Genomic DNA, 11,970 nt, shown 5'->3' with positions numbered 1-11,970 from the left:
ATATGCTGGAGGTCGGCAGCAACCAGAGGGACAGAATGACATCACCGACCGCGAAAACGATTCAGATCTACTTGCCCACCGGTGAACCACGTGGAATCCGGATCGCCGAAATCACCACCCGAATCGTGCAGGCCGTGCTGATTCCTCGTAGCGATCTCGCCCAGGGGAAGTCGCGGCAAGAACTCACTTTACCGAGAGTCTATTTCCTTTTCGGTGAAGACGAGGAGGGCGCAAAACCAATTGTCTACGTTGGGCAGACTGAGGATGCCCGAAAGCGATTTGACAGCCACAACAAGACGAAAACATTCTGGAAGACAGCGGTCTTTTGCGTGTCGAAAACGCAGAACTTCACGCAGGCTCACATACGCTATTTGGAATGGCATTGCATGCAGAAGGCCAAGGAGGTGAATCGTTTCTCACTGGACAATGGGCAGGTACCGGAGACGTCAATCTACGTCCCTGAGCCGATGGAAGCCGAATTGCTCGACGTGTTCGAAACCATCAGCACCCTTGTCTCGACTCTCGGGTACCCGGTGTTCGAACCAGTCTCGAAGACAGCTGGCCCAACGTCTCGATTCTTCATCCGCTCACGAGGATGCGATGCGACCGGCGAATTGGTAGAGGATGGATTCGTTGTCCGTCAGGGAAGCCGATCACGAACCGAGTTCACGGCGTCGGCGCCGGATTCAGTCCATTCACAACGTCAGAAGATGATCGAGTCGGGAATCCTTGAAGAGCGTCACGGAAACTACTTCTACCTTCAGGACTACCTTTTCCCTTCTCCCAGCTCAGTCGTGCTCGGTGCTAGCGCGAACGGGTGGACGGAATGGAAGGACTTATCCGGTGCGACGCTGAGCGAGATCCACCGAGAAACCAACGAGATCGATGACACTTAACTCCCGTCGTGGATCCAACTTAGGTCCTACCTAGCAAGCCCCCACACCAATTCGTCGCTCACACGGTGGAGTGCAGCTAGAACGAGCGTCGGTCACGTAACTCCCGTTTGCGACTGGGACTCTTGTGGTTCAGGTTCCATAGCAATTGCGGTTCGAACTCCGGTGGTTAACAGGTGTTGATCGCTCGGCTGCAAGACTCCGTCGTCCCGACATTTTCATTGCGTCGTTCAGCCGAACATAGCAAAGAGAATGTTCTTGCAATTCAGATTGCCGGACCACTGGAACCGCCAGGGGGACAGGTCACGGTCTCGGGGCAAGAATTTTCTGACAGACAAACTGCTTGATCACTCGCAATAGACTTGTCCGACTCACCCATTCCATCCATCAGTGGTTGAGAGCTACAGGTAGCCCATCCCACGAAGGACTCTGATCAAGAGGCAAGACTTTCCACACTAAGAAATCACGCTTTCTCTTATAGCGAATATCATCGATTCGTCACTAATTGTCAACTTGCAAGTCGTTGCAATTACGCGCATCAAAACGCAACGGTTTCGGGAATCGACGCAGATCGCCGGATCTCATACGGGAATTTTCCCAGAGAGCAAAGACCTGTAGATCACGTTCAACGACCGGGAAATGAGCGGATCGTTGCTCGGCGATTTTCGCTGACCTAGTGTTTGATTCTCCCACGCATATCCCGGCGAGCGGTCCTCAGGACTTGCCTGCTGGTTGAATGCACGCGTCTGCAGGTTGCTATCGCACATCCCTGCGACGAGTGCGAGTGGTACCTGTCAGCCAACCTTTAACGACATCGAATAGCCGTTCTGATCGAAAACGGCTTGGAAACTATCCTCGATCAAAGTCAGATTTGAATCGGTCGTGTAGATGGCATCATGCAGCGTGATGAAAAATGTACGTGGATGATCCACGCGCAGCAGTTCAGACACTTGCCCGATGACCAAGTCAGACTCCGCTCGCTGAAGGATGCGAATCAGATTGGCGTGCTGCCTGCCGTGGTCGTTGATATCGCGGATGTGCGAGTAGACCGTGGGGAAAGCCCGCTTGAAACAGTCTTCAACCTCGCTCGGGTATTCATGACCGCTAGCTGTCTGACGCTTGGCCAAGACATCACTCAGGAACCGTCTTTTGATTCGCTCCCTGTTCATGTGTGGCAATTGCGTCTGCAAGAATTCGTACAGTTTCCCTTGTTGAGCGAGTTCGATATATCGCGGCACGTCCAATTTGATCGACTGCTTGGCCGGGAAGAGAGCACTTGAACCGGAATTTTGAGAATCATAATTGGATTGCTCTTTGGGTTGGTTGTGCTGCCTTCCTGTTCCCTGCTGGCCTGGTGCTATGTGCTCTTGCTCTCTTCGGTGGACCTCCTGCCCGAGAAGTGCCGGTTGTGCGTTCTTGATGTCTACTTGTCGTAGCTCCTGTCCTCTGTGCCGTAACGCTGATCGAAGGTGTCTGCTCAAGTTCGTAATGCTGTTCGAAACTCGTCCGTAGTTCCCGATGGAAAAACGGAAGCGTCGTTCATGGAGGTCTCTGACGAGAATCCCCTGGCTATCGAAGCGATTGATGTCTGGCAGCGTCTTCAAGATCGCTTGTGCGTACTCCCAATCGATCTTTAGGCTGTATTGCAGAGTTTCGAGGTGATCGTGGACAGGTCGCCTTCTTGCATCCTGTTGCTGCCTGTGCTCCTCACGACCCCGTTCCAATGCGCGGATTAGACGAGCGTCTTTCACGGCTACTCGGGTGTGCCTGTCGTACAGGAAGCTTTCGTGCAGCTTGTACCCGAAGCAGCGAACTCCATTTCGATAGGCTTGCCGACGAACAACACCAGCATTAATCAGAGACCGAATGACAGCTGCGTAGTCATGACAACACATCACGCGTTTCAGGTATTCGCCGCAGAGCAAAACCCAACCGTTTGAATCGACGTCCCCGACTGCCAGCTTGCTAAGAATCAGGTGAATGAAATAACGAGCGTCATCCTGCCGATGTTGCAACGAAGGAGGCAGATAGGCTTCCGGACGCAACGACTCAGGCAAAACAAGCGTCTTTGGCCTGCTTGAAGTGCGACTTACCGAGAGAAGATTCTCGGCAGAGACAAATTGATTGGCAGACGGTAGAATCACGGGATCAATGAAACAAAACCGCTTGCCTAGGTTTGGCGACTGAGGGCAGGCGGTTTTTCTTTGCGCTAGAAGGCTTGGAGCAAAGCGGCCAGCAAATACTCAATGGCCACGTGCCAGTTGAGCCACCATGCACGATCGATGCTAGAGCACCGAACTGCAACAGAGTAATACTTGAACGCAGATGTTGCAGGAGAATGCTTGACGGACATTTGCGTCCGCGTGTTAACTGGGAAAACGGCCATCACTAACGCACTCCCCTTCCCATCGCCTTCAACGTCTCAAGAAGTGTGTCCAAAGCTTTGTTCGCTTCATACGAGTTCTCTCCCTCACCACCGAGCAATCGGGTCAAATCAGTGACTCCACGCGTGAGGGCGCCAACGTGCTTTTGAATCAACGAATCGGCCTTCTTCTGAAGAACCACTGGTTCTCGTGACGGGGGAGCGATCGTTTGAGTAGTCGGCGAAACGCTATCGAGTTGGGGCGACACGGCCCCGCCCGCCAAAGGAGGGGTGTAAACGTTGACACCCTCAACCGCTGCTGCGTGTTCGGTCGTTTCTGTTGGTGACAGAGCGGTGGTTGATTTCAAGGTTTTGCTGACAAACGTGTTGCTAACCTTGACCATCTTGGCGATTTGCCTCGCGGAATAATCGGGAAATTCCTTGAGAGCAATCCGAACAGCCTTCCGCTTGTCGTCATTCGTCCGTCGCAAGCCGTTCTCAGCATTCGCGGACAGGGCATATTTCATCGCTTCATTGCGTCCACCGCGATGCACTTGGCTGAAGACTTCCGCACGTCCAACTCGGCGTGCTGCAATCAATCGGTGCCAGCCGTCACCAATCCAGTAATGCTCGCCATCAAAAAACAGGACGATCGGCGACTGGAAGACATATCGTGCCTCTTTACGATTGGCCTTCCAAACTTCTGCGTAGTCATCAACTGCAGATTCGACAATCCCAGTACGACACTGAATCGTGTCGTCAAATTCGACTTTGTCGATCGACACGAGACGGCACTCAAGAGTTTGGCCATCACCGTCCCCTTCCCCGAGCTGCTCAATAACGCAGGATTCGAAGGTTTGGGATTCCCCCTCATTCCATGTGTCCACCGTATTCACTAGATCCCCTCCTTTTCAAGTTGTTCCATCGCACGTTTGTGTGCACTCGTCATTTGCTGGTTCGTCGCAACCGGCAGCAAACCTGGGTCTGCTGCAGCAGTCGTTGCGTCGATGTAATCACGGACTGCTTCGACGGTGGTGAGCCGACGTCCGCCAACCCTCCAAGTTTGAAGCCTACATCCATGACGGTTGGGCTTCTGCGACCACCGGAGAACAGTCGAGAGAGCTGGGCGACGCCCAGTTTCCTGATAGACGGCATCAACCAGAGGCAAGAGTTGCTTGCCCCGGCTGATGCCTTTCATAGACTGGTTGGCTGCAACCACTACTAAGCTCCGAGCTTGCGATTTTGAAGCGCCGCCTGCTTAGCGATCCACTGATCCACCATCTCCTCAAGCCAACGCTTTTGCGAACCAACCCAGACGGGCGTGGGAAAGCCGAACTTTTTGCAAAGTCGCTTCACCGTGCTCTGGCTGACATTCAGCTTTTGCGCGACTTCCTTCTCAGAAAGCATGATTTTGAGAAGACGATCCATGTTTGTTGGGTTGTGCTTCTTCACGGCACAAACTCCTAAAACGAGTAAAATTGAGTCACGATCGATCATGAGTGATCGTCGAAAACGGCAATTTCTCGCGTAGCGCAACTCCGAAGCAACAACCTTTTTTGGAACGCAAGTCCACCGATGAATTCGAAGCCCCGTTCAGCCCCGTGCAACGTTGATCACGGTGTGGGTTCTCGAATTTTTTGTGGCATCAACCAGAGCGATCGATCACCACAAGCAGAGTTTGCTTGACGCCCCACGGCTTGGAATTCCACAGTCAGACAGGGCTGTTGCCAGCAACCGCAGACACCGTTTTTCGTAACGGAGACCGATGCGTTCTCCATTTGTCTAATTCATCAACTTGCTCGTGACCCGATGCGAATCAGGGTCGCTCAATGGCATCCAGGGAAGTCGCCGAAACGAACAGACCCCAGTTAATTGGAGCGGGCAATCACGGCAACAACTGACGCGACATGCAACCATTTTTCGGATGAAACGGGTTGAATCCCCTTATCCCGCAACAATTTTCGATTCGGAATTCGCCGCAGGAGCATCTGTTAAGGCTGGCCGTTTCCTCGGCACGCCAAGCCGCCATCTTCCTCCCCCCGAATGATTCCGAGATTGAGGCGGGTGGGCACTCGCATACGAAGTGGGGAATTTCCCCACCCCGTTACGTGCGTTGAATCGAAGACACACTGCGTCGCATGCCTGCTGCTCGCCGAAACACATGCGTGACGATAACGATCGATGTCGCGTTCAAGCTACCAAGTGGGGAAATTCCCCACCCTGAATCGGGCCTCGCCCAAAGAAACAAACAGCTTCACGCATCGACTCGATGACTCGACAGTAGGTCGAGCCGAACTGTTGTTTCCTTCCTTACTCATCGTGGGGAAATTCCCCACTACTCTGATCAAGTGTTCAGAATCTGGTACGGCAGGAATGCAGAAATGATCCATTCAGAAAGAAGACAGGCTGTGTTAAATCCTGATTTCAAAGAAGCGACTCGCATACAAGATTGAGTGCAAACTTTGTCGACTTCAAATTGCCGGTGGTGCCTTACTTGATCAGGCGCACAAACAGGTCAAACTACTTTCTGCGAACCAAATAGTCATCCAGCGGGTCTTCACGCCCATCAATGCGTGTTCCTCAAGAAGAATTTCCATATGCATATCAGGAAGTCGAGCGGGACAACGCCAAGCGAAAGGAGACTAAGCAAGCTCGCGGAAAGCACATTCCTAGGGTTCTGGAGTTTTGCCAATCCGTTCCGCGATCAGGGTGGGCCCAAAGAAGTCTGTGATCTGCTCGTGGTTTGCGGACGCGACGTGATTATCTTCTCGGACAAAAGCTGCATCCTTGATCCATCATCAGACATTTCCTGCGCTTGGCTGCGATGGTACAGGCGAGCCGTATCGGAATCGATTAAACAATCTTTAGGTGCGGAGCGTTGGATCCGCCAACATCCTGATCGACTATTCATTGACCGAAAATTGGATCGCAAGCTGCCGGTGAATATTGACAGGCGTGATCAAATACGTTTTCACCACTGCATATTGGCGATGGGCGCTCGAGATGCGTGCAAGGGTGCAGGCAGCCGCCGAGGAAGCCTGACGCTGGAAGCTCCGATGGATGCCGGTGCGGCAACTTCGCCTGACAACCTTCCTGATCCGTTCGTTGTTCAACAACACTTCAATCACGACCGAATGATCCACATCTTCGACGATGTAACACTTCCTAAGATGCTGACGCATCTCAGTACCATTTGTGACTTTCTAGAGTATCTAAAATTCAAAGAGGGGCTGTTTCGCCAAAGAAAAGTCGGGCGAATTTACGGCGAGGAGAATCTTCTCGCCATGTTCCTCAGCGAGATCAGGAACTCAGATCATCGGACACCGTTCATCAATGGGCTTTCACCGGACACGTCTTTGGAGATCGCAGACGGGGGTTGGAGTGAATTGCTGCGAGACGAAAGCTATCACGTATATCGGGCAGCGTGCAAAGGCAGCGAAGTATGGGACCGAATCATCAATCAATTCGCCTTTCACGCATTTGACGGTTCTCTCGTTGAGGTGAGTCCACAGACAGTGGAAGAGAACGAAGTCATACTCCGTACGATGGCCTTAGAGCCGAGGAGATCGCGGATCGAACTCGTCTTTCGGATGATGGAGCGATGGAAGCAATGCACTGACGGAGTTGCAAACACGCGAGTTGTCAAATCCCCCAGCCAAGAAGGAGTGGCATACGTCTTCACCTACTTTCCGAGAGTACATGCCTCACCCGAGGTGTATCGTGAAGAACGCCAATTGCACTTAAAGAGCTATACGATGCTGATCTTGACCGAGAACCCAAGCATCAAGAGAGCAGTCGGAATCGCCACTGAAGCTGGCGATGAGCAGCATCGAACATTCGACGTTGCCACGATCGATCAAGAGACGGGTCCCGCGACTCAGCCTCATGAACTGAGAAAAATTCGGGATGCACTAGGTCTGCCACCGAGAACAGCAATGGATAGCTTGTCCGAAAGATCAAGAGTCAGAACAAGCCCGCGACACAAGGGATGTGTTCCCCGCAATGCCTTGTGTCCATGCGGAAGCGGACGGAAGTTCAAGAAGTGCTGTCGACCTCGCGTCAGGACTGATATTGGCGATCGATGATCGAGCTCCAAGCGAGGTTCGCTCAGAGCGTCTTGACGCCTATAAATTTGCTGAATCTACAACACGCCGACGGCCGATTTCGGCGTCTCCCACCGTAGTGCGTTGGCGACAGATCAAAAAACGCGGGTAGCACTAGCTTTTCCGAAGTCGCGAAGCGAACTTTCGAACGCGTGAAATCACTTCGTCGTAATTGAGCACTTGAGGATTGGCTTTGGATTTGTCTTGCTCCCATCGATCTCGCACATCCTTCTTGGAGTTGCTGTTCGACTGCCGCCCCATCACAACGAGCCCGTGTGGCGAGGTGAAGAGCTCCATCTCAGGGTTTTCGTCTTTGAAGGTGTTGATATTTCCCCTTGCCAGCCACCCCATCCAGTCCTGGACCTGATCAATAGCGTCTTTGTATCTCTTGCTGCGTTTCCCGTCATTATTGAACAACTTCGACGTATCCTCGATCTCAATCATCAGGTACGGAAGCTCATCCCTCTTGACGATGAAGTCAGATACGAACGACGTTCCAAATTTGATTTTGCTCCAGACCATCTCAGCATCAGTCCCGAAGAAGATCATGTGCTGAGGGTTGGCTAGCCATTGATGAATCGTCTCCTCCTTCGGAGACTTCTCGATGAGGTCTCGGAACTCATCGCAGTATCCTTCAAGAATGTCTGCATACCCTCGTTTCTTCTCGCGTTGGCTTCTTGGTTCTAAATGCGGAGCCTTGATCGCCTTGATGACAGGAAGTTTCAGCACATCCTTCGATTTCGCAGCGCGGAATTCCAAAAGATATTCCAGGGCTTTTCCTCTCGCACGCCCCAAAACCCTTGGCAAATCTGGAACTGGAATCCATTCAAGAATCGAGGGGGCAAACCTTTCGTAGAAAACCGTGCGAGCGAGACTGCAGGGGATATCACCATCTGGCAAATCCTTACGCGGCAGACAAAAGAAATCGCAAATCTCGTAAGCTCCGCCAACAATGTTGTAGGTCACGCAAACAACCTCGCTTCCGAAGTATCGGAGGCTACAAACTTCTCCTTGTTGCCTCCGGTATCGGTCAGGAACCTGCGTAAAATCCACTGACTCCTGCGAACTCGGTTCAGCAATCGTTTTCGCTACCGCATCCTCGGAATACCCCAAATCGCGAACATATTTTTCGATGCCAGGGTGAATGTAGATAATTTGCATTTGAAGTGGGTTCCGTGCTACGCAGCAATCGCCGAAGCCTTGATGTCATCTAGCAGTTGCATGATCTTGTCGACCTCTTCGCTGGTGAAGATTGCGTCCGGTCCTTGGGGCGAGATGTCGGTGAAAGGTGATTCGTACAAGAGCGACGCATCGACGATCCCGTGATCCACCAATTGGTTCACGATCAGGTTGATGAATTCGATTTGGTTCGCGTTGTAGACGCTGCCCTGCAAAAACTCGCCGAACAACCGCTTGGCTACCTCGCGATCGATTCCAACCAGCGAGCGCACGAAGACTCCGAAGCCTTCGCTTTCTTGCTTTGCCTGTTCAATGTATTCGTGATTGCCAATTTCGTTGTCGAGGAGGATTCGCTCCAGATCGTCGAGATCGGCTTTTGTGAGCGTTTCGTTCGTGCGTAGTTTGCGAACCGCGTCGATGCCCAGATGCTCGCGTAGGAACGCTTGAGCCTTGCTGCGGAAACGCTCAAACGTGTCGGTGCCAACAAACTCATCCAGGCCGACCTCGACCTCGTCCCCAAGCATGTCGTCAAAGTTGGTGTACACCGGCTTGCGTTTTGCCTTCTCGATGAACTGCACCAAATCACGCAATCGACGACGAATGACTTCCAGCATTGGAAGGGTGACATCCGCCCACCACTCCTCCGTTTGGATTGCCTCGATGTGGATCATTTGCTGATTCACCATGGGAATGGTGTGCTTCTCTTCCAGCAGTCCGGCGATGGCGACGACTTGCTGACGAAGCCGTTCGTAGGCAGGCTCTTTATTGAGAAGCGACAGCTGCAGGTTCAGCAACAACAGATCAAAACGCTTCGCCTCTTCCGATTCTCGCTCCATCTGTGTGGGAAGCGGGGCGACCTCGTCGGCAAGCTCCTGGATCTCGGCTTCTTTGAGCTGTTCCCAAGCTTCCTTCTTGGCGAACTTTTCAACCGAGCGGCGATGGGCGCGAACGAGGAAGTTTTCGAGGTTCATCGATGCGACCTGCCGATGCAGGAATCGTGCCGCCAATGCCCGCACCTGAGTCTCTGAAGTTGGATCGGCTTCGTATCCGGCATCCGCTTCACTGATCGCTTCGGCGGTTGCAGGTAACTCTTTTCCGTCCAGAAAACGGATCAACTCCAACCGTCGCTTGAACAAACGTGTCGACAGGGATTCCGCAGTTGAACCAGCCGAACCAGCCGGATTCTGGCTGAAGTATTCGAGATTCTGGCAGTAATCAAAGATGTAGAAGAACTCTTTGTCCTGTCCCGGACCAAACAGATCGGGACACAGCCGTGTTCCCCGACCGACCATCTGCCAGAACTTTGTCTTGGATCGGACCAACTTGAAGAATACGAGGTTCAGCACCTCGGGCACGTCGATGCCGGTGTCTAGCATGTCGACGGAGATCGCGATCTGAGGCAGCTTGTCCTTGTTGGAAAAACTGTCGATCACCGTTTGGGCGTACTCGGTCTTGAACGTGATGATCCGGGCAAACTCGCCCTTGTAGTGCGGGTAGTTGATGTCGAAACGCTCTTTGATGAAATCGGCGTGACCCTGATTCTTGGCGAAGATGATCGTCTTCCCCAGCAAATCACCGCCCGCGACGTACTGGCCGCGCGTCATCAAGTGTTCCAGCACCTTGTCGACAGTGTCCTCGTTGAACAGCCACTTGTTGACCGCTGACGAATCGACTTCTCCCTTCCTTACAACGTCTTCGTCCCACTCCTTGGCATCCCACTCGTCCTTGTCCTCTTCGGATAAATCGTCGTACTTGATCCCCTCGCGTTCAAACTTCAGCGGCACCGACACCGCTTTCGGAGGAACTAGAAACTTGTCCGCGACCGCTTCGTCCAGATCGTATGCATCGGTAGGCACGCCGGTTTCCAGATCGAACAAGCCGTACGTGTTCTTGTCGATCTCGTCTTTCGGGGTGGCGGTCAGTCCAACCAGCAGCGAATCGAAGTAGTCGAAGATCGCTCCGTACTTCTGGTACACACTCCGGTGGGCTTCATCGATCACAACGAGATCGAAATGCCCAACACCAAAGCGACGTTGCCCGTCTTTTGCTTCGTCGATCAAGCCCATCATGGTCGGGTAAGTCGAAAGGTAGACCCGTCCCTCGGAATCCTTTTCCGTCACCAGATTCACCGGTGACGAATCCGGCAAGAATGCCTTGAACGCATTGGTCGCCTGATTGACCAGCGCCACGCGGTCGGCCAGAAACAGGACACGCTTCGCCCAATTGCATCGGATCAGCAAATCGCACAGAGCGATCACGGTTCGGGTCTTTCCGCTGCCCGTTGCCATCACCAGCAGCGACTTCCGTTCGTTGTCTTTTTCAAACGACTCGCCGATTCGTCGGATCGCGCGGGTTTGGTAATAGCGTTCCACAATCGTGTCGTCGATCGTCGCCGAAGCCAAATCGCGGCGACTACTTCGCCTGAGGATCAGCAGTTCCAACTCCGCTTTCTTGTAGAACCCCTGAACCCGGCGCGGCGCGTACATCGCATCGTCCCAGATCCAATGTTCGTAGCCGTTGGTGTAGAAAATGATCGGTCGCTGTCCATAAATCGCTTCCAGACAATCGGCATACAGCTTTGCTTGCTGTTCCCCGGCTCTTGGATCGCGTCGTGTCCGTTTGGCCTCGACCACCGCCAGCGGCTTGCCATCGTCGCCCCACAGCACGTAATCGACAAAGCCTTCGCCCTTGGTGTTGGGCATCCCCGTCACGGGGAACTCAAGATCACGCTTTTGATCCAGCGGCCAGCCGGATTCTTTCAGCAGTTCGTCGATCCAGCGATCTCGGGTTTCGGCTTCGTTGTAATCGTGATCGTCCTGAATCTTCTCGGCAGCCTTTTTCGCCTTGGCCACTTCCGTGCGAAGCAGCTTGATCTCGGCATCGAGCTTGTCCTTGTCGGCCAACAAGACGGAGAGTTTCTCGTCTTTCTCCTTCAGTTGGGTCTCAAGCAATTTCAGTTGGTTGAGCGTTTGTTTCGGGATCGCGGTCGTCGGCAAGATCGCCGGATCGAATGTCAGCGCGGGATCAGGCCGATTGCGACGGGCGTAAAGTCGGGCGAACCAGTAGCAGAAGTGGAACAGTTCCTGAACCGTCGAAACCGCGTCCGCTTCGGAAACGTCTCGGTGGCTGTGAACCGCATCATTGCCCCGCTTGTTGATCAGCTTCGCTTTGTTGAAGACCGCATCGCCAGCGGTCTGCTTGAACGTGGGTTCGTGAATCAGCGCCGACAAGTTGTCTTGGTACGGCAGTTTCAAAGCCCGGTCGAACTTGTAAGCCCAACGTGCGGCAAGCTCCAACGTACGGCGAGCGTAGAAGCAGGAGGTGCGAGGATCGGGGATCGCCGCCGACTCGGCTTTGCTGGCCGCTTCGTGGATGTCCTTCCATTCGGAGGTGAGGAAGTCAAAGTTGCTCATCGCGTGCCCTCGTTTTCCGT

At 53.2% G+C, this 11,970-nt stretch carries 8 protein-coding genes; 2 read left to right on the top strand and 6 right to left on the bottom strand.

What is annotated here, in order from left to right; all coding sequences use genetic code 11:
- The first annotated feature begins 35 nt into the window (after positions 1-35).
- Positions 36-896 (top strand): GIY-YIG nuclease family protein, encoded by an 861-nt coding sequence (locus tag RB_RS24260; protein ID WP_164922446.1) that lies wholly within the window; start codon positions 36-38, stop codon positions 894-896.
- Positions 897-1,687: 791 nt separating this feature from the next.
- Here the strand turns inward: RB_RS24260 and RB_RS24255 are convergent.
- The 4 genes from RB_RS24255 to RB_RS24240 all read right to left on the bottom strand — a co-directional run bounded on the left by RB_RS24255 (position 1,688) and on the right by RB_RS24240 (position 4,752).
- Complete coding sequence (locus tag RB_RS24255; protein ID WP_164922451.1) at positions 1,688-2,644, bottom strand: hypothetical protein; 957 nt, start codon at positions 2,642-2,644, stop codon at positions 1,688-1,690.
- A 637-nt stretch (positions 2,645-3,281) separates the two neighbouring features.
- Positions 3,282-4,040, bottom strand: a complete 759-nt coding sequence (locus tag RB_RS24250) for a hypothetical protein (RefSeq protein ID WP_164922450.1) — start codon at positions 4,038-4,040, stop codon at positions 3,282-3,284.
- A 110-nt stretch (positions 4,041-4,150) separates the two neighbouring features.
- Positions 4,151-4,453, bottom strand: coding sequence for a DUF1580 domain-containing protein (locus RB_RS24245; protein WP_164922449.1), 303 nt, complete (start codon positions 4,451-4,453; stop codon positions 4,151-4,153).
- A gap of 23 nt (positions 4,454-4,476) precedes the next feature.
- The gene (locus tag RB_RS24240) at positions 4,477-4,752 is read right to left on the bottom strand and encodes a helix-turn-helix transcriptional regulator (protein ID WP_164922448.1); all 276 of its coding nucleotides are present in this window, start codon (positions 4,750-4,752) and stop codon (positions 4,477-4,479) included.
- A 1,076-nt stretch (positions 4,753-5,828) separates the two neighbouring features.
- Between RB_RS24240 and RB_RS24235 the strand changes: the two genes are divergently transcribed.
- A complete protein-coding gene (locus RB_RS24235) occupies positions 5,829-7,340 on the top strand; it encodes a YecA family protein (RefSeq protein ID WP_011123350.1) in 1,512 nt (503 codons plus the stop codon).
- Positions 7,341-7,472: 132 nt separating this feature from the next.
- On the opposite strand, the gene RB_RS24230 is transcribed toward RB_RS24235, so the two are convergent.
- Complete coding sequence (locus RB_RS24230; protein WP_011123349.1) at positions 7,473-8,519, bottom strand: Shedu anti-phage system protein SduA domain-containing protein; 1,047 nt, start codon at positions 8,517-8,519, stop codon at positions 7,473-7,475.
- Between the two features lie 17 nt (positions 8,520-8,536).
- Positions 8,537-11,950: a DEAD/DEAH box helicase family protein gene (locus tag RB_RS24225; RefSeq protein WP_011123348.1), complete on the bottom strand. Its 3,414-nt coding sequence runs from the start codon at positions 11,948-11,950 to the stop codon at positions 8,537-8,539.
- Positions 11,951-11,970 lie beyond the last annotated feature (20 nt).

This window comes from Rhodopirellula baltica SH 1 (genome assembly GCF_000196115.1).
Taxonomy (GTDB): Bacteria; Planctomycetota; Planctomycetia; order Pirellulales; family Pirellulaceae; genus Rhodopirellula; species Rhodopirellula baltica.
This window is presented reverse-complemented; position numbering and strand designations above follow the sequence as displayed.

Bases quoted from the DNA above. Each gene is read 5' to 3' on its own strand.
- RB_RS24260 (WP_164922446.1), top strand. From the start codon at position 36: ATGACATCACCGACCGCGAAAACGATTCAGATCTACTTGCCCACCGGT.
- RB_RS24225 (WP_011123348.1), bottom strand. From the start codon at position 11,950: ATGAGCAACTTTGACTTCCTCACCTCCGAATGGAAGGACATCCACGAA.
- RB_RS24230 (WP_011123349.1), bottom strand. From the start codon at position 8,519: ATGCAAATTATCTACATTCACCCTGGCATCGAAAAATATGTTCGCGAT.
- RB_RS24240 (WP_164922448.1), bottom strand. From the start codon at position 4,752: ATGATCGATCGTGACTCAATTTTACTCGTTTTAGGAGTTTGTGCCGTG.
- RB_RS24245 (WP_164922449.1), bottom strand. From the start codon at position 4,453: ATGAAAGGCATCAGCCGGGGCAAGCAACTCTTGCCTCTGGTTGATGCC.